Annotated in this window: 15 protein-coding genes and 1 pseudogene; 4 read left to right on the top strand and 12 right to left on the bottom strand. The window is 75.2% G+C overall.

What is annotated here, in order from left to right; all coding sequences use genetic code 11:
* Window positions 1–74: 74 nt before the first annotated feature.
* Both ACWGB8_RS33565 and tnpA read right to left on the bottom strand, forming a co-directional pair.
* A complete protein-coding gene (locus ACWGB8_RS33565; protein ID WP_452217428.1) occupies window positions 75–1,475 on the bottom strand; it encodes an NADP-dependent succinic semialdehyde dehydrogenase in 1,401 nt (466 codons plus the stop codon).
* Between the two features lie 314 nt (window positions 1,476–1,789).
* A pseudogene (gene tnpA / locus ACWGB8_RS33560) lies at window positions 1,790–2,189 on the bottom strand (IS200/IS605 family transposase).
* A gap of 40 nt (window positions 2,190–2,229) precedes the next feature.
* On the opposite strand from tnpA, the gene ACWGB8_RS33555 reads away from it, so the two are divergent.
* Window positions 2,230–3,468, top strand: coding sequence for an RNA-guided endonuclease InsQ/TnpB family protein (locus ACWGB8_RS33555; protein WP_452217427.1), 1,239 nt, complete (start codon window positions 2,230–2,232; stop codon window positions 3,466–3,468).
* Window positions 3,469–3,481: 13 nt separating this feature from the next.
* On the opposite strand, the gene ACWGB8_RS33550 is transcribed toward ACWGB8_RS33555, so the two are convergent.
* From ACWGB8_RS33550 to ACWGB8_RS33540, 3 genes are read right to left on the bottom strand one after another with little or no spacing between them, the layout of a single operon-like run.
* Window positions 3,482–4,276, bottom strand: coding sequence for a 3-oxoacyl-ACP reductase (locus tag ACWGB8_RS33550; protein ID WP_452217426.1), 795 nt, complete (start codon window positions 4,274–4,276; stop codon window positions 3,482–3,484).
* Between the two features lie 10 nt (window positions 4,277–4,286).
* Window positions 4,287–5,732 (bottom strand): aldehyde dehydrogenase family protein, encoded by a 1,446-nt coding sequence (locus ACWGB8_RS33545; RefSeq protein WP_452217425.1) that lies wholly within the window; start codon window positions 5,730–5,732, stop codon window positions 4,287–4,289.
* An 8-nt stretch (window positions 5,733–5,740) separates the two neighbouring features.
* Complete coding sequence (locus ACWGB8_RS33540) at window positions 5,741–7,129, bottom strand: glutamine synthetase family protein (RefSeq protein WP_452217424.1); 1,389 nt, start codon at window positions 7,127–7,129, stop codon at window positions 5,741–5,743.
* A 269-nt stretch (window positions 7,130–7,398) separates the two neighbouring features.
* Between ACWGB8_RS33540 and ACWGB8_RS33535 the strand changes: the two genes are divergently transcribed.
* On the top strand, window positions 7,399–8,142 hold the full coding sequence (locus ACWGB8_RS33535) for a gamma-glutamyl-gamma-aminobutyrate hydrolase family protein (protein WP_452217423.1): 744 nt from the start codon (window positions 7,399–7,401) through the stop codon (window positions 8,140–8,142).
* Between the two features lie 11 nt (window positions 8,143–8,153).
* Here ACWGB8_RS33535 and ACWGB8_RS33530 read toward each other — a convergent pair whose 3' ends face one another.
* The 7 genes from ACWGB8_RS33530 to chrA all read right to left on the bottom strand — a co-directional run bounded on the left by ACWGB8_RS33530 (window position 8,154) and on the right by chrA (window position 15,586).
* A complete protein-coding gene (locus tag ACWGB8_RS33530; RefSeq protein WP_452217422.1) occupies window positions 8,154–9,158 on the bottom strand; it encodes an SGNH/GDSL hydrolase family protein in 1,005 nt (334 codons plus the stop codon).
* Between the two features lie 108 nt (window positions 9,159–9,266).
* Window positions 9,267–10,490, bottom strand: coding sequence for a beta-ketoacyl-[acyl-carrier-protein] synthase family protein (locus tag ACWGB8_RS33525; RefSeq protein ID WP_452217421.1), 1,224 nt, complete (start codon window positions 10,488–10,490; stop codon window positions 9,267–9,269).
* On the bottom strand, window positions 10,487–10,729 hold the full coding sequence (locus ACWGB8_RS33520; protein WP_452217420.1) for an acyl carrier protein: 243 nt from the start codon (window positions 10,727–10,729) through the stop codon (window positions 10,487–10,489). Before ACWGB8_RS33520 ends, ACWGB8_RS33525 begins: the two co-directional genes overlap by 4 nt.
* A 76-nt stretch (window positions 10,730–10,805) precedes the next feature.
* Window positions 10,806–12,308, bottom strand: a complete 1,503-nt coding sequence (locus tag ACWGB8_RS33515; RefSeq protein WP_452217419.1) for an MFS transporter — start codon at window positions 12,306–12,308, stop codon at window positions 10,806–10,808.
* Window positions 12,309–12,318: 10 nt separating this feature from the next.
* Window positions 12,319–13,269: a class I SAM-dependent methyltransferase gene (locus tag ACWGB8_RS33510; protein ID WP_452217418.1), complete on the bottom strand. Its 951-nt coding sequence runs from the start codon at window positions 13,267–13,269 to the stop codon at window positions 12,319–12,321.
* Window positions 13,266–14,336 (bottom strand): acyl-ACP desaturase, encoded by a 1,071-nt coding sequence (locus ACWGB8_RS33505; RefSeq protein ID WP_452217417.1) that lies wholly within the window; start codon window positions 14,334–14,336, stop codon window positions 13,266–13,268. Before ACWGB8_RS33505 ends, ACWGB8_RS33510 begins: the two co-directional genes overlap by 4 nt.
* 86 nt (window positions 14,337–14,422) lie before the next feature.
* A complete protein-coding gene (gene chrA / locus ACWGB8_RS33500) occupies window positions 14,423–15,586 on the bottom strand; it encodes a chromate efflux transporter (RefSeq protein ID WP_452217416.1) in 1,164 nt (387 codons plus the stop codon).
* 171 nt (window positions 15,587–15,757) lie between these two features.
* Here chrA and ACWGB8_RS33495 point away from each other — a divergent pair, with 171 nt between their 5' ends.
* Together ACWGB8_RS33495 and ACWGB8_RS33490 are read left to right on the top strand one after the other, a co-directional pair.
* Window positions 15,758–16,831, top strand: coding sequence for a cation diffusion facilitator family transporter (locus ACWGB8_RS33495; RefSeq protein WP_452217415.1), 1,074 nt, complete (start codon window positions 15,758–15,760; stop codon window positions 16,829–16,831).
* 74 nt (window positions 16,832–16,905) lie between these two features.
* Window positions 16,906–17,847, top strand: coding sequence for a 5'-3' exonuclease (locus ACWGB8_RS33490; RefSeq protein ID WP_452217414.1), 942 nt, complete (start codon window positions 16,906–16,908; stop codon window positions 17,845–17,847).
* Window positions 17,848–17,896 lie beyond the last annotated feature (49 nt).

Genomic DNA, 17,896 nt, shown 5'->3' with positions numbered 1-17,896 from the left:
TGTCGGAAGCTGTACGCCGGTGTCGGAAGCTGTACGCCGGGGGGGGGGGGGAGCGCCGGCGCCGCGGGCAGGGGTCAGGACTGCGGCTGCCCGAGCCAGACCGTGGTGATGTTGCAGAACTCCTTGATGCCGTGCCCGGAGAGCTCCCGTCCGAAGCCGGAGCGCTTCACCCCGCCGAACGGCAGCGCCGGGTGGGAGGCCGTCATGCCGTTGAAGAACAGCCCGCCCGCCTCGATGTCCTGGACGAAGCGCTCCTGCTCCGCCGGGTCGTTGGTCCACACGTTGGAGCTCAGCCCGAACGGGGTTTCGTTGGCCAGGGCCACCGCCTCGTCCAGGTCGGCCACCTCGTAGACGGTGGCGACCGGCCCGAAGGTCTCCTCCAGGTGGATGCGCATCGCCGGGGTGATGCCGGTCAGCACGGTCGGCTCGTAGAACCAGCCGTCCGGGTGCGCCTCCGGGCGCCGGCCCCCGCACTCCACCCGCGCCCCGTGCGCCCGGGCGTCCTCGACCAGCTCCTCCAGGTCCGTCCGCCCCTGGCTGCTGGCCAGCGGGCCGACCTCGGTCGCCTCGTCCATCGGATCGCCGATCCTGAGCGCCCCCATCGCCTCGCTGAAGGCCTCGGTGAACCGCCGGTAGACGTCGGTGTGGACGATGAAGCGCTTCGCCGCGATGCAGGACTGGCCGTTGTTCTGCGCCCGGGCCCGGACGGCCGTCTTCACGGCGGCGTCCAGATCGGCGCTCGGCAGCACCACGTACGGGTCGCTGCCGCCCAGTTCCAGCACCGCCTTCTTGACCTCGTCGGCGGCGGTGGCCGCGACCGCCCGTCCGGCCGGCTCGCTGCCGGTCAGCGTCACCGCGGCCACCCGGCGGTCGCGGATCACGCCGTCCACCTCGGCCGAACCGATCAGCAGGGTCTGGAAGCACCCCTCCGGGTAGCCCGCCCGCCGGAACAGCTCCTCCAGCGCCACGGCCGTCCGCGGCACGTTGGACGCGTGCTTGAGCAGGCCGACGTTGCCCGCCATCAGCGCGGGCGCGGCGAAGCGGACGACCTGCCAGAACGGGAAGTTCCACGGCATCACCGCCAGCACCGCGCCCAGCGGCCGGTAGCGGACGAAGGCACGGGCGGCGCCCGAGTCCGCGACGTCGGCCGCCGCCGGGTGCTCGTCCGCGAGCAGCCCGGCGGCGTTGTCGGCGTACCAGCGCATCGCCTTGGCGCACTTGGCGGCCTCGGCGCGGGCGGCGGTGATCGGCTTGCCCATCTCCTCCGTCATGGTGCGGGCGATCTGCTCCAGGTCCCCGTCCAGCAGGTCGGCGGCCTTGTGCAGCAGTGCGGCCCGGTGGCGGAAGGAGGTGGTGCGGTACTCGCGGAAGGCGGCCTCGGCGCGGGCGAGCCTCTGCTCGATGCCGGCGGCGTCCAGGGGCTCGAAGGTCTGCAGGGTCTCGCCGGTCGCGGGGTTGACGCTGGCGATGGGCATCGGGGACTCCCGGGTCTCGGGTGGGCGGTCGGGGCTCCCTCACACCTTCCCCGAGAACCCGGGGCCGGGCACGCCGACACCCCCGGCGGGGTGCCGGGGGTTGCCCGCGCCCGGCTGCTCGGGTCCGCCTGGGGCTGCGCGGGTCTGCGCGGGTCTGCGCGGGGGGAGCCCGGGGGAGTGCCCGGGGCGGTCCGGCTACCGGGACTAATCGCAGTGCACCGGGCTTCAGCCCGGTGGTGAAGCGGTTCTGAGCCCTGTTCTGACGTCGGCGGTGGGCACCCTCCCGCACGGTGGACGGCGCCCACCGCAGGCGTTCAGGTCGGGTGGTTCTGCTGCTCGATGTACTGGCGGACCGCCGACAGGGGTGCGCCGCCGACGGAGCCGGCGAAGTACGAGCCGGACCAGAGGCGCTGTGCCCGCCAGTAGTGCTCGACCAGGTCGGGGAACTCCTGGCGCATGCGGCGGGAACTGACGCCCTTGAGGCTGTTGACCAGCTTGGACAGGGCGACCTTGGGCGGGAGGTTCACGAGCAGGTGGACGTGGTTGTTCTCGCCGTTGAACTCGACCAGCTCGACCTCGAAGTCGGCGCAGACGCTCCGCATGATCTCTTCGAGTCGGGTCAGGTGCCGGTCGGCGAACACCTTGTGCCGGCACTTGGTCACAAAGAGCCAAATGAGCATGCAGGGCTAACGCACAGCGCCTGCTGCGCACCAGTTCTGATACTCAATCACGAATCAGCATGTACGGTGACTTCGTGCAGCTCAGGTACTCCTTCCGCGTCTACCCGACGACAGGTCAGCGCGCGTTGCTGGCGCGGGCGTTCGGGTGTGCGCGGACGGTGTACAACGACGCGTTGCGCGCCCGCGAGAACGCCCGCGCCGCCGGGCTGCCGTTCCCGAAGACGGGCGACCTGTCGAAGGCGCTGATCACCGAGGCGAAGAAGACCCCGCAGCGGGCGTGGCTCGGCGAGGTGTCGGCCGTCGTGCTGCAGCAGGCCCTGCGGGACCTGGACACCGCGTACCGGAACTTCTTCGAGGGCCTCAAGGGGAAGCGCCCCCGCACGGGCGTACCGCGCTTCAAGTCGCGCAAGGACACCCGGCAGGCGCTGCGGTTCACCGCGAACGCCCGGTGGAAGATCACGCCGGGCGGGAAGCTGTCCCTGCCGAAGATCGGCGAGATCAGCGTGAAGTGGTCCCGCACCCTGCCGTCCGGCCCGTCCACGGTGACCGTGGTCAAGGACTGCGCTGGCCGGTACTTCGCCTCGTTCGTCGTCGAGACCGACCCCGCCGCGGACCTGGCCCGCATGTCCGACACCGACACGGCGACGGGCACCGACCTGGGGCTGACGCACTTCGCGGTCCTGGCGGACGGCACGAAGATCGACAGTCCCCGCTTCCTGCGCCGCGCCGAGAAGAAGCTGAAGCGCGCGCAGCAGGCCCTCGGCCGCAAGGCCAGGGGATCGAAGAACCGCGACAAGGCCCGCACCAGGGTCGCCCGCGCACACGCGCGGGTCGCGGACGCGCGGCGCGAGTTCCACCACCAGGTCTCCACCCGGCTGATCCGCGACAACCAAGCGATCGTCGTGGAAGACCTGGCCGTCAAGGCACTCGCCCGCACCAGCATGGCCAAGTCGGTGCACGACGCCGGCTGGTCCCGGTTCGTGGCCATGTTGGAGTACAAGGCCGCACGGTACGGGCGCACCCTCATCCGGATCGGCCGCTTCGAGCCGACGTCCCAGGTGTGCTCACAGTGCGGCGTCAAGGACGGTCCCAAGCCCCTGCACGTGCGCACATGGACCTGCGGAGCCTGCGGGACCGTCCTCGACCGGGACGTCAACGCGGCGCTCAACGTCGCCAAGGCCGCCGGACTGGCGGTGTCAGCCTGTCGAGCGCAGGTCAGACGGGCATCCGTGCCCGCACAGCGCAGCGAAGCAGGAACCCACCCGAAGCCCCCACCCATCCGGTGGGAGCAGGCGGGAATCCCCGGCCTCTAGGCCGGGGAGGATGTCAGAGCGGGGTCACGTACGCGCCGGCGATCCCGCCGTCGACCAGGAACTCGCTCGCCGTGATGAACGAGGAGTCATCGCTCGCCAGGAAGGCGACCGCCGCCGCGATCTCCTCGGGCCGGGCGAACCGCCCCAGCGGGATGTGCACCAGCCGGCGCGCCGCCCGCTCCGGGTCCTTGGCGAACAGCTCCCGCAGCAGCGGGGTGTCCACCGGCCCCGGCGACAGCGCGTTCACCCGGATCCCCTCCCGGGCGAACTGCACGCCCAGCTCCCGCGACATCGCCAGCACCCCGCCCTTGGAGGCGGTGTAGGAGATCTGCGAGGTCGCCGCGCCCATCCGGGCCACGAAGCTCGCGGTGTTGATGATCGAGCCGCGCCCGTGCCGCCGCATGTAGGGCAGCGCCGCCTTGCAGCACAGGTACACCGAGGTCAGGTTGACCTCCTGCACCCGGCGCCAGGCGTCCAGCCCGGTGGTCAGGATCGAGTCGTCCTCCGGCGGCGAGATGCCCGCGTTGTTGAACGCCACGTCCACGCTGCCGTACGTCTCGTACGCCTCGTCGAAGAGCGCCTCGACCATGTACGGGTCGGTGACGTCGGTGTGCACGAAGAGGCCGCCGACCTCCTCGGCCGCCGCCTTGCCCGCCCCCTCGTCGATGTCGGCGCAGACCACCTTCGCCCCCTCGGAGGCGAGGCGGCGGGCCGCGGCCAGGCCGATCCCGCTGCCCGCGCCGGTGATCACGGCCGTCCGGCCGACCAGGCGGCGGCAGACCGGGGCGCCGCTGTCCTTCTCGGTCATCGCTGGACTCCTACTCCTCGCTGCGGATGAAGACGTTCTTGGTCTCGGTGAAGTGCGCCAGCGCGTCCGGCCCCAGCTCCCGGCCGACGCCGGACTCGCCGAAACCCCCGAAGGGCGTCCAGTAGCGCACCGAGGAGTGCGAGTTGACGGACAGGTTGCCCGCCGCGACGCCCCGTGCCAGCCGCAGCGCCCGGCCCAGGTCGCGGGTCCAGATGGAGCCCGAGAGGCCGTAGCGGGTGGCGTTGGCCAGCCGCAGCGCGTCCGCCTCGTCCTCGAACGGCAGGACCACGGCGACCGGGCCGAAGATCTCCTCGGTGACGGCCGGCACGGTGGGGTCGGTGGGCGCGAGGACGGTCGGCGGGTACCAGAAGCCCGGTCCGTCCGGGACGCCGCCCCGGGCCAGCACCGGCAGGTCGGGGGTGACGTACGAGGCCACCCGGCGGACCTGCGCGGCCGAGATCAGCGGGCCGAGCTGCACCTCCGGGTCGGTCGGGGGCCCGGTGCGGACGGCCTCGACGGCCGGCAGCAGCAGCGCCAGGAAGTCCTCGTACGCCTCGCGCTGGACCAGGATGCGGCTGCGGGCACAGCAGTCCTGGCCGCTGTTGTCGAGGAAGGACATCGGGTCGGCGGCGCGGGCGAGGTCGGCGTCGGCGAACACGATGTTGGGGCTCTTGCCGCCGAGTTCGAGGGTGACCCGTTTGGCGCCGGCGGCGCAGCGCGCGGCGACCTCCTTGCCGGTGGCGGTGGAACCGGTGAAGACGACCTTCCGGACGGCCGGGTGGTCCACCAGGGCCCGTCCGGTGACCGGTCCGGTGCCGGGCACCACCTGGAACAGCCCCTCGGGCAGCCCGGCGGCCAGGGCGAGTTCGGCCAGCCGCAGCGCGGTCAGCGGGGTGGCCTCGGCGGGCTTGAGCAGGACGGCGTTCCCGGCGGCGAGGGCGGGGGCGAAGCCCCAGGCGGCGATCGGCATCGGGAAGTTCCACGGCGCGATCACCCCGACCACGCCGACCGGCTCCTGGAAGGTGAGGTCGATCCCGCCGGCCACCGGGATCTGCCGGCCGGTCAGCCGCTCCACTCCCCCGGCCGCGTACTCCAGCAGGTCGCGGACGTTGCCGGCCTCCCAGCGGGCGTTGCCGACGGTGTGGCCGGCCTCCGCGGTCTCCAGCGCGGCCAGTTCGGTGAGGTGCACCTCGACCTGGTCGGCGAAGCGGCGCAGCAGCCGGGCACGCTCGCCGGGGGCCAGGGCCGCCCAGCCCTGCTGCGCCTTGAGGGCGCGCTGGACGGCGGCGTCGAGTTGCTCGGGCGTGGTGTCGGGGACGGTGGCGAGGTGCTCGCCGGTGGCCGGGTCGAGGACCTCGGAGGCGGTGGGCCCGGCGGCGGTGGCTCCGGCGGTGCTGGTTCCGGCGGCGGTGGTTCCTGCGGTCCTGGTTCCGGCGGGGCGTCCGGTGGCGGTCACGGGGCGGCTCACATCCGTTCGAAGGAGCGGTAGCGCTCCCAGTCGGTGACGGCGCTGTCGAAGGCGGCCAGCTCGACGCGGGCCGTGGTGAGGTAGTGCTCGACGACGTCGGGGCCGAAGGCCTCCCGGGCGAGTTCGCTCTCCGCCCACAGCTCGGCCGCCTCACGGAGCGTGGAGGGCACCCGGGCGTACTCGTCGACGGCGTACGCGTTGCCGAGGCAGGGCGCGGGCAGCTCCAGCTTCTGCTGGATGCCATGCAGTCCGGCGGCGATCATCCCGGCGACCGCGAGGTACGGGTTGACGTCCCCGCCGGGCACCCGGTTCTCCATCCGCAGGCTGGGCCCGCGGCCGACCACCCGGTAGGCGCAGGTGCGGTTGTCCCGGCCCCAGGCGACCGCGGTCGGGGCGAACGAGCCGGGGCGGTAGCGCTTGTAGGAGTTGATGTTCGGCGCGTACAGCACGCTGAACTCGCGCAGCGCGGCGAGCTGTCCGGCCAGGAAGTGCCGCATGGTGTCGGTCATCCGGCCGTCGGGGTGGGCGAAGGCCGGCGCGCCGACGGCGTCCCGCAGCGAGAGGTGGATGTGGCAGCTGTTGCCCTCGCGCTCGTCGTACTTGGCCATGAAGGTGAGGGCGCAGCCCTGCTGGGCGGCGATCTCCTTGGCCCCGGTCTTGTAGACGCTGTGCTGGTCGCAGGTGGTGAGGGCGTCGGCGTAGCGGAAGGCGATCTCGTGCTGGCCGAGGTTGCACTCCCCCTTGGCGGACTCCACGACCAGGCCGGCGCCGGCCATCTCCAGGCGGATCCGGGAGAGCAGCGGTTCGACCCGGGCGGTGCCGAGGAGGGAGTAGTCGACGTTGTACTGGTTGGCCGGGGTGAGGCCGCGGTAGCCGCCGGACCACGCCGACTCGTAGGTGTCCCGGAAGACCAGGAACTCCAGTTCGGTGCCGATGTCGGCGGCCAGGCCGTGTTCGGCGAGCCGCTCGACCTGGCGGCGCAGCAGTTGGCGCGGGGCGGCGTCGACCGGTCGGCCGCCGTGCCGGGTCAGGTCGGCGGTGACCTGGGCGGTGCCGGGCTGCCAGGGGGTGAGCCGCAGGGTGGCGAGGTCGGGGCGCATGGCGAAGTCGCCGTAGCCGGTCTCCCAGGAGGAGAGCGCGTAGCCGTCCACGGTGTTGAGGTCGACATCGACGGCGAGCAGGTAGTCGCACGCCTCGGCGCCGTGCTCGGCGACCTCGTCGAGGAAGAAGCGGGCGGCGAAGCGCTTGCCCTGGAGCCGGCCCTGCATGTCGGTGAAGGCCAGGGCGACGGTGTGCACCTCGCCGGCGTCGACCAGGGTGCGCAGCTCGTTCAGAGTGAGCGGCGCACGCGGCGGCCGGCTCACCGGGGACGCGTTCTCGGGCATGGCTGGGCCCTCCTCCTCGATCACTCTGCGAGATCAAGCGGTCACAGCGGAACCGTACGGCCTGCCGGGGACGCCACGGAAGAGGGCGGACGGCCCCGGCGCGGCGGGCGGCGCGGGCCGGAGCCCGGGGCGCGGGGGGCGCCGGGGCCGGGAGGGGCGGCCGTCACCGGGGGCGCGCAAGGGTTCGCCTGCGCCGTGCGGGGCGCGTGTGGCGCGTCGGGACGGCGGATTGAGCGGTTGTCAGGCGGCGCCGGTGGAGAATGCGCGCCATGGATCGCAGACCTTTCATCGGCGTCAGCACCTATCTGGTGGACGCGAGTTGGAGCGACTGGCGGGACCGCCGGGTGGCCCTGGTGCCGGAACGTTACACCGCATACGTACGGGACTCCGGCGGCGTGGTCGTCCTGCTGCCGCCCGACGCCCCGGAGCGCGCCCCGGAGGTACTGGCCCGGTTGGACGCCCTCGTCATCGCGGGCGGACCCGACATGGACCCCGCCTACTACGGCCAGCCCCCGCACCCCAGGACGGAGGCGGACGCCCGCGAACGGGACGTCTGGGAGGTCGCGCTGACCCGGGCCGCCCTCGCCGCCGGCATGCCGCTGCTGGGCATCTGCCGCGGCATGCAACTGCTGAACGTGGTGTGCGGCGGCACGCTCGTCCAGCACCTGCCGGACGTGGTCGACCCGGACCTGCACACCGGCAGCCCCGGCGCGTACGGCTCCCACCTGGTGCGCCCGGTGCCCGGTACCCTGCTCGGCGGGCTGCTGCCGGAGACCGAACTGACCGTGCCGACCTTCCACCACCAGGCCGTCGACCGCCTGGGCGACGGCCTGCGGATCAGCGCGTACGCCCCGGACGGCACGGTCGAGGCCGTCGAGGGCGTCGGCTTCACGCTGGGCGTGCAGTGGCACCCCGAACAGGGCGACGACCTGCGGGTGATGCAGGCCCTGGTCCGGGCGGCCACCGCGGCCCGGTCGGTTCCGCTGGAGGCCGTCGGCGCCGCGCTGGGCTGAGCCGGAAAGGGCTACCCGCCCGGGGTGTGTCCGGTTGCCGTGGACTCGTGGGCCGCGGCGGCCTGTTGGGGGTGCCGGGCGGGCTGCCCGGCGTTGCGGGCCGCCGGTCGGGGGTGCCCGGCCGGCTGCCCGGCGTTGCGGGCCGCCGGTCGGGGGTGCCCGGCCGGCTGCCCGGAGAAGCGGGCCGCTGCGGCCAGCAGGCTCGGGACCATCCGCTCCGCGTGCTCGGCGTACCCGCGCGGCGAGGGGTGGACGCCGTCCGGGCCGAGGAGTTCGGCGGCCCGGTCGCGGAACTCCGCTTCGGAGGACGGCGCGAGCACCGCACCCGCCCGTTCGGCGGCCCTGGTCTGCAGCCGGGCCAGCCGCCGCGAGCGGCGCGCCCCGAGGCGGCGCACCGGGGCCCGGAAGCCCGGCGCGTAGCCCGGGTCCGGGCAGGGCACCACCACCGCCTGCCAGCCGCCCTCGTCCAGCAGCCGCAGCAGCTGGGCGAACTGCCGGGCCGACCGGCCCAGCGGCAGCGGCAGGATGGCGTCGTTGCCGCCGACGATCAGCACGGCGACCCCGGCGCGCAGCCCGGCGGACCGCGCGGCCTGCCGCTGGGCGGCCCCCGTGGTCGCGCCGACCCGGGCGAACACCCGTAGCTCGACCGGCCGTTCGAGCCGCTCGCCGAGGGCCTGGGCGAGCCGGGCACCGAGCGTCTCCTCGCGGCGGGCCGCGCCGAGGCCCTGGGCGAGCGAGTCGCCGAGGACGAGCAGGGTGAGCGGCTGCCCCTCGCCGGCCGGGTCGGCGGGCCCGTACCGGCCGTCGGAGCGAGGGACGGACCAGTCGGCGGGCGGGTGGTGCATCAGCAGCCGGCTGTAGAGCCGGGCGGCGGCGAGCCGGGCGCGGCCCAGCGGTCCGCCGCGCCGCCTGCGGGTCGGCGGGGCGGCGGGTCCGGCGGGGACCGCGGCTCCGGTCGGTCCGGCGGGGCCCGCCGGGAGCGGGTGCGGGGCGGTGGGTTCGGACACGGCGGGCATGGCGGGCTCCGGTTCGCGCGGACGGGAGGTGCTCGGCAGGGGTGGGCGGTGCGGACGGCGGGCTGTGGGCTGTGGGCGGCAGCGGTACGGGCGGCGGTGCGGGGGCGGTCAGACGGCAGTGAGGACGACGGCCGCGTTCTGGCCGCCGAAGCCGCTGGACACCGAGAGGGCGGCGCCGGACTCCAGCGGGCGGGGCGCCTTGGTCACCACATCGAGGTCGATCGACCCGTCGAGCCGGTCGAGGTTGGCGGTGGGCGGGACCAGCCGGTGCTGGAGCGCCAGCACGGTCAGTGCCGCCTCGATGGCGCCGGCCGCGCCCATGGTGTGGCCGATGACGCTCTTGTTGGCGGTGACCGGCGGCGGGCGGCGGAAGACCCGGTGGAGTGCGGCGGCCTCCGCGGGGTCGTTCAGCGCGGTGCCGGTGCCGTGGGCGTTGACGTGCCCGATCTCGTGCGGCGCGAGGCCGGCGTCGGCGAGCGCCGACTCGACGGCCCGGGCCAGGCCCTCGCCGTCCGGGCAGGGGGCGGTGAAGTGGTACGCGTCGCACGAGGAACCGTGCCCGGCGAGGTGGGCGCGCGGCCGGGCGCCGCGGTCCCTGGCGTGCCCGGTGCGTTCCAGGACCAGGACACCGGCGCCCTCGCCGAGCACGAAGCCGTCCCGGTCCGCGTCGAAGGGCCGTGAGGCGCCGGCCGGGTCGTGGCGGCGCCGGGAGAGCGCGCACAGCCGGTCGAAGGCGGTGGAGATCATCGGGGCGCGCGCGCTGTCGGTGCCCCCGGCGAGCACGATGTCGCACCGCCCGGCGCGCAGCAGGTCGCAGGCCAGCCCCAGCGCGGAGGTGCCGGAGGCACAGGCGGTGCTGACCACCAGACCGGGCCCGCGGGCGCCGAGGTCCAGGCTGACCTCGCCGGCCGCCATGTTGGGGATCGACCGGGGCAGCATCAGCGGCGAGACCCGTTGCGGGCGGCCCTCGTTGAGGCGGGCGTACTCGACCGCGTGGGTGGCGACGCTGGTGGCGCTGACCCCGAGGACGACACCGACCCGGGTGCCGTCCCACCGCGCCGGGTCGAGCCCGGCGTCGGCGACGGCCTCCCGGGCGGCGAGCACGGCCAGTTGGGAGAAGCGGTCGAGCCGCCGTCCGAGGCGTCCGCCGAGCAGGCCGGTCGCGTCGAACTCCGGTACGGCGCAGGAGAAGTCGACGGCGAGGCCGGCCAGGAGGGGGTCGGTCCCGGCGGTGGGGCGGCCGGTGAGGAAGTGCTCCCAGGTGGCGGCCGTGCCGAAGCCGGCCGGGGTGACCAGGCCGAGCCCGGTCACCGCGACCGCGCGGCTGCTCACCGGGCGGCCCCGGAGACCGCCCGGCGCTCGGCGAGCTCGGCCAGTTCGCCGAGAGTGCGCTCGGGCCGCAGGTCGGTGACGGTGGCGCCGAGGCGCTCCTCGACCAGCAGGGACAGCTCGACCAGGGCGAGGCTGTCGAGCGCGAGGTCGGCCAGGGTGGCGTCGGGGCGGACGAGTTCGGACGCGACCTCGAACTCGTCGACGAGGCAGTCGCGGAGGACGTCGTAGGTCTCGCTCATGGGGATCGGTTCCTTTCGGGGGGCTGTGCGGGCAGCGGGGGTGCGGGGGACGGGGGTCGGCGCGCGGTGCGGAGGGTCAGCGGGCGGTCCGGACGGCGGCGGGATCCGGGCCTGCAGCACCGGGTCCGGCGGAGCCCGGTCCGGCGCCGTCGGGTCCGGCGGGCGCCGACAGGGACGCGGCGGCCGGGAAGCGGCCCGGCAGCCGGGTCCAGGCGAGGACGGCGGCGAGCAGAGCGACCGCGGCGCCCACCCGGGAGGCGTCCGCGAGGCCGTCCACGAAGGCGGCGGCCGGGTCGCGCCCGGTCGGCCGCCCGGTGACCGCCGTGGCCAGCACCGAGCCGAGCACCGCCACCCCGAGCGTCGAACCGACCTGCCGGGTGGCGTCGTTGAGCGCCGAGCCGACCCCGGCCGAGCCGGCCGGCACCGCACTCATCACGAGTTCGGTCGCCACCGGGGCCAGCAGACCGGCGCCGACGCCCGAGACCGCCTCGAAGAGCAGCACCGCCAGGTCGCCGGAGCCCGCGTCCAGCCCGGCGAGGCGGACGAAGCCGGCGGCGATCAGCAGCAGTCCGCCGGCCGCCGGGACGCGGGCACCGAACCGGCGGGCGAGCACGGGCCCGAGGACGGCGCCGACCGCCAGCCCCACCGACAGCGGCACCATCCGCAGGCCCGCCGACCAGGCCGAGAGACCGCGCACCTGCTGCAGGTAGAGGGTCAGCAGGAACATCGCGCCGAACATCGCGAAGGACATCAGCGCCAGCACCAGCGTGGCCGGCCACACCGGCACGCTGCGCAGCACCGCCATCGGCAGCATCGGCGCCGCGCAGCGGGCCTGCCGAAGGGCGAACCCGGCCAGCAGCAGGGCCGCGGCGGCGAACGCGCCGAGCACCCCGGCGCTGGTCCAGCCGCGGCCGGGCGCCTCGATGATGCCCCAGACCAGGGCCAGCAGCCCGGCGCAGGAGAGCAGGGCGCCCGGGGCGTCGAGCGGGGCCCGGTGCGGGGCGCGCGACTCGGGCACGGTGACCAGGGCGGCGGCCACGACCGCGGCCGCGACCGGGACGTTCAGCCAGAACGCCGCCCGCCAGTCGTAGTGGTCGACCAGCCAGCCGCCGACCACCGGGCCGAACAGCGCGCCGACCCCGGCGACCGCCGCCCAGATGCCGATCGCCCGGCGCCGGTCCGCCGGGTCGGGCAGCACGTGCACCACGGTGGAGAGCGTGGCGGGCATGAACAGGGCCGCACCGACGCCCATCCCGCAGCGGGCGGCGACCAGCTGGGCCGGGCTGTCCCCGACGGACCCGGCCACCGAGGCGAGGGCGCAGACCGTCAGGCCGGCGACGAAGGCCCGGCGCCGCCCGTAGCGGTCGCCGAGGGCGCCGGCCGCGAGGACGCAGCCGCCGAGGGCCAGCGCGTAGCCGTCGACGATCCACTGGGTCTCGGCGAGGGTCGGCCCGAGGTCCTCCTGGAGGTCGGGGATCGCCACGTTGAGGACGGTGAAGTCCAGACCGATCAGGAACAGGGCGGCGCAGACCACGGCGACCGCCGCCCAGGCCCGCCGCGGGGTGGGGTGCTGCTGCACGGTACGGGCCTCAGCCGGCCGGCAGCCGCAGCGGCTCGTCGCGCCGCCGGAAGCCGATCCGGTAGAGGGTGACGGCGCCGCACAGGAAGGTCATCTCGGCGGCCCGCAGGTAGCGGCGGTAGCGGCGGTAGCCGTCCTCGCCGACCAGCCGTTCGGCCTCCTCGCGGGCGGCCAGCAGCCGGCCCGACCAGGAGGCGAGGGTGCGGGCGTAGTCCTCGGCGGAGGCGCTGAGCACGGTGAGCGAGAAGTACGGGTCGCTCGCGGCGGCGATCTCGGCGAGCCGGGGCAGCCGGGCCTCGGGGAAGACGTCGCTGCCGACGAACCCGCCCAGCGGACCGGCCCCGTCGGCGGCGCCGTCGTACGCGATGGTCTGCAGGGACATCCGGCCGCCGGGGCGCAGCCAGCCGTGGCAGCGCTCGAAGTAGCGGGCGTAGACGGCGAGGCGTTCGGTGCGGCTCATGCCGGCGGTGGCGAAGTGCTCGAAGGCGCCCATGGTGACCACGGCGTCGTACGGGCGCGCGGGGGTGTGCTGCTCCCAGCTCTCCAGCCGGCCTTCGACGCCGGGCAGGCCGAGCCGGGCCAGGTAGGCGTGCTGGGCGCGGGAGACGGTGAGCCCGGTGGCCCGTTCGGCGCGGCCGGTGGCGACGGCGCGGACCAGGGCGGCGCCCCAGCCGCAGCCGACGTCGAGGAGGTGGGCGGGCTCGCCGGGCCGCAGGCCGACCAGGTCCAGGTGGTGGTCCAGCTTGGCGAGTTGGGCCCGGTGCAGCGCGGTCGCGTCGGGCTCGTCGGGGGCGATGCCGTCCCATCGGGCGGCGGTGTAGGCGAGCGTCTGGTCGAGCCAGAGGGCGTAGAAGTCGTTGCCGAGGTCGTAGTGGTACTCGATGTCGGCGGCGCTGGTGCCCGCGGTGGTCACGGTGCTCGGGGCGGCGGTGGTGCTCGGGGCTGCGGCGGTGGTGGTCATGCCTCTCCTGTTCGGCCGGCAAGGACGGCGGTCGGGGCCTGCGCGGCCAGCGCCGGTACGGTCGGGGCCTGCGCGGCCGGTTCGGGGGTCGGGGCCGCTACGGCGGTCGGGGCCGGCCCGCCGGCGTCCTCGGCCCGGCGGGCGCGGGCGGCCAGCGCCCGGTCGCGGCGTTCGACGAAGCGGGCGGCCCGGGCGTCCAGGCGCCGGAGGTGGTCGGCGAGCCGGTCGCGGGCCCGTTCCCCGGCGGCGCCGAGGCCCCTCAGCCCGAACACGCCCAGCGAGCGCAGCAGCGGCACCAGGACCTCGTCGTGGTGGACCCTGAGGTCGTAGACACCGGCCACCGCGATCTCGGCGGCCATCCGGTCGAAGCCGGGCATGCCCTGCCCGGGCATGGCGAAGTCGCGGACGGTGGCGTCGAGCCGGACGAGCACCTGGTCGGGGTCGATCTCCAGGGCGCGGCGCAGCAGTTCGCGGTAGAAGACCATGTGCAGGTTCTCGTCCCGGGCGATCCGGGCGAGCAGCCGGTCGCAGACCGGGTCGCCGCTGAGCCGGCCGGTGTTGCGGTGGCTGACCCGGGTGGCGAGTTCCTGGACGGCGGCGTAGGCGGCCATGCCGAGCACGCCCTCGACCTCGGGGAGCACGCCGTTCTGCAGGTGGGCCAGCCGTGAGCGTTCGAGGGCGATCGGGTCCACCGCGCGGGAGGTGTGCAGGTAGCTGCGGAGGGCGGCGGCGTGGCGGTCCTCCTCGGCGGTCCACCGGTGCAGCCAGGCGCCCCAGGCGCCGTCCCGGGAGCTCCGGTCGCCGAGGATCCAGTGGTAGCCGGGCAGGTTGTCCTCGGTGAGCAGGTTGACCACCAGGGCGGAGCGGACGGCCGGCGCGAGGGCCGACTGCCCGGGCTGCCAGGGCTCGCCGCCGAGCGGGCCGTCGAAGTCCCGGCCGCGGCTCCAGGGGACGTACTGGTGGGGGAACCAGTCGCCGGCCGCCGCGAGGTGGCGGTGCAGCAGTTCTTCGGCGCAGGGTTCGAGTTCGAGGAGCCAGCGGACGGGTCCGCCGGTGGCGATCTTCACGGACAGTGATCGTCTAGGAACCTTCGGCGATCATGCAAGCCGGTGTCACCCGATCGGGGGACGCCGCGCCCGCGGACCGGGCGGGGTCAGGCCGGCGGGAGCCCGACCGCCGTGGCGAGCACCCCGAGGCCGCCGGCCGCCAGCAGTGCGGGCACGACGCCGCGGCGGGCGGCGAGCAGCCAGAGCAGCGCCGCCCCGAGCACGGCCCACTGCCAGCCGTACTGCAGCGAGCCGGCCAGCGGGACGGCCGACCCGGCGATCGCGCCGATCACCGCGGGTCCGGCACCGGTGAGGAAGTCCTGCACCCGGCGGTCGGCGCGGAGCCGGTCGAAGTGCGCGCCGCCGAACAGCACGAAGAGGAAGGACGGCGCGAAGGCGACGACCGCCGCGAGCAGCCCGCCGACCAGCCCGGCGGCGGCGTAGCCGACCACGGCCACGGTCTGCACCACCGGGCCCGGAGTGACCTGGCCGAGGGCGACGGCGTTGAGGAACTGTCCGTCCGTCATCCAGTGGTGGCGGTGCACGGCGTCGTCCTGCATCAGCGGGATGATCACGAAGCCGCCCCCGTACGAGAGCGCCCCCACCTTGAACGCCGTCCAGGCCACCGCGCCGAGCCCGCCGAGGGCCGGCAGCGCCGGAAGCACCGCGGCGAGCGGCAGGGCGGGGCGACGGCCGCCGGACGGGCGGGGGCCGCGCGGGGTGCGGACGGCGACCTCGGCGCAGCCGGCCGCGATCAGCACCAGCACCAGCCAGGGGCCGGTGAGGATCGCCGCGACCGCCCCGGCGAGGGCATACCCGCCCCAGCGCAGCCGCCCGGCCCGTTCGGCGCCGGCGCGGTCGAGGCTGCCGGGGACGAGCGCGGCGGCAGCCTGCACGGCGACGGCCGGCACGGCCGCCCCGGCCCCGGCGGCGGCCCCGAGCACCCACAGCGGCGGGTCGCCGGCCAGGAACAGCGCGGCCAGGGCCAGGATCAGCACGAGCCCGGGGGCGATGAAGCAGACACCGCCGACCAGGGCGCCCGCGGTGCCGCGCAGCCGCCAGGCGCTGAGGATCGCCAGCTGGGTGGAGGCGGGGCCGGGCAGCAGGTTGGTCGCGGCGATGCCGTCCTCGAACTCGGCGGCGCTCAGCCATCCGCGCCGCTCCACGCAGAGCCGGCGCAGCAGCAGGATGTGCGCGGGCGGGCCGCCGAACCCGGTGATGCCGATCCGGCCCCACTCCCTGGCGATCGTTCCGAGTCCGACCCGCTCCATGATGACCCGCCCCCTGCTCGACGCGGGGGCCGACCCTACCGGAGGAACATGGCGCCACGGCAACGACAACGGTCACCAGTGCAGCCTTTGGATCTTCGTTCGATCTGCGGTTCACTTCGGGTGCAGGGCTGTTGCGCCCCCTGCTTCCCGCGCTCCCAGGAGAGGACTCCGATGGCCGGTCCCGAGCACAGCCATGATGATCATGCCCATGACCACGCCGCCCCCGACCATCCGCACGGCAGCGGACCGGGGCACGGGCACGGGCACGGTCACGGCGGCCACTCCCACGGGGTCTCCGCCGACGCCGACCGGCGCTGGCTGCTCGCCGCCCTCACCCTGATCGTGGTGTTCATGGCCGGCGAGGTCGTGGTCGGCTTCGCCGCGCAGTCGCTGGCCCTGATCTCGGACGCCGCGCACATGCTCACCGACGCGGCCTCCATCGTGCTCGCCCTGATCGCCATGCGGCTGGCCGCCCGGCCCGCCCGCGGCGGCTACACCTACGGCCTCAAGCGGGCCGAGATCCTCTCCGCCCAGGCCAACGGCGTCACCCTGCTGGTGCTCTCCGCCTGGCTGGGCTACGAGGCGGTCAGCCGGCTGTTCGAGCCGCCGGAGGTGGCCGGTTCGCTGGTGCTGGTCACCGCGCTGGTCGGCATCGTGGTCAACCTGGCGGCGACCTGGTGCATGTCGAAGGCCAACCGCAGCTCGCTCAACGTCGAGGGCGCCTTCCAGCACGTGCTCACCGACCTGTACGCGTTCGTCGCCACCGCCGTCGCCGGTCTGGTCATGGTGACCACCGGCTTCGCCCGGGCCGACTCGATCGCCTCGCTGATCGTGGTGGCGCTGATGCTGAAGGCCGGGATCGGGCTGGTCCGCGACTCCGGCCGGATCTTCCTGGAGGCCGCCCCGGCCGGCATCGACCCGGACGCGGTGGCCGACCGCCTGGTCGCCCAGCCGCTGGTGGAGGAGATCCACGACCTGCACATCTGGGAGATCACCTCGGGCGAGCCGGCGCTCTCCGCGCACATCCTGGTCACCCCGGGCGGGGACTGCCACGCCGTCCGCCGCGGCCTGCAGCGCCGGCTCGCCGAGGAGTACCGGATCACCCACAGCACGCTCCAGGTCGACCACGTCGGCGAGGACGAGGCCGGCGCGCTGCTGCAGATCGCCGTCCGCGGCGGGGACCCCGCCGAGCACTGCGCCGACGCGCACGGCCCGGTGCACCGCGCGGGCCCGCACGAGCACTGACCGGCCCGCACCGGCCGACCGACCGGCCCGTACCGGGCGGGCACCGCTCCCCCGCGTTGTCCGCCCGGTACGGCATGATCGGGGGCGTGACCGCACCCGTGACCGCACCGCGCCTGATGCTGCTGGACTCCGCCAGCCTCTACTTCCGCGCCTACTACGGCGTGCCGGACTCGCTGCGCTCCCCGCACGGCGAGCCGGTGAACGCCGTCCGGGGCCTGCTGGACTTCATCGCCCGGCTGGTCCACGACCACCGTCCCGACCGGCTGGTCGCCTGCATGGACGCCGACTGGCGCCCGCAGTGGCGGGTCGACCTGCTGCCCTCCTACAAGACGCACCGGGTCGCCGAGGCGGCCGTGGACGGCGAGGAGGAGGTGCCGGACGAACTGGCCCCGCAGGTGCCGGTGATCGAGCAGGTGCTGGACGCGCTCGGCATCGCCCGGATCGGCTCCCCCGGCTACGAGGCCGACGACGTGATCGGCACGCTCACCGGGCGGGCCGAGGGCCCGGTGCAGATCGTCACCGGGGACCGCGACCTCTTCCAGCTGGTCGACGACGCCCGCGGGATCACCGTGCTGTACCCGGTCAAGGGCATGGGCAACCTGCAGGTCACCGACGACGCGCTGCTCCTGGAGAAGTACGGCGTGCGCGGCGCGCAGTACGCGGACATGGCGGCGCTGCGCGGCGACCCGAGCGACGGCCTGCCCGGCGTCAAGGGCATCGGAGAGAAGACCGCCGCCCAGCTGATCCACGAGTACGGCGACCTCGCCGGGATCCGGGCCGCCGCGCTGGACCTCGGCTCGAAGCTGACCCCGGCCCGCCGGCGCAACCTGGTGGAGGGCTCGGCCTACCTGGACGTGGCGCCGACCGTGGTCCGGGTGGCGGGCGACGTCCCGCTGCCCGCCTTCGACCCGCAGCTGCCGACCGAGCCGCTGGACCCGATGGCGCTGGACGAGCTGTCGGCCCGCTGGGGCCTGGGCACCTCGCTGGAGCGCCTGGTGACCGTCCTGGCCGGCTGACCCCGGCCACGCGCCCGGGGCCGGCCGGCCCCGGCGGAAGGGCCCGGAC

The sequence above is a fragment of the Kitasatospora sp. NPDC054939 genome (assembly GCF_053610105.1).
The sequence above is the reverse complement of the archived record's forward strand: the minus strand, read 5'-3'. Positions and strand labels throughout refer to the sequence as shown.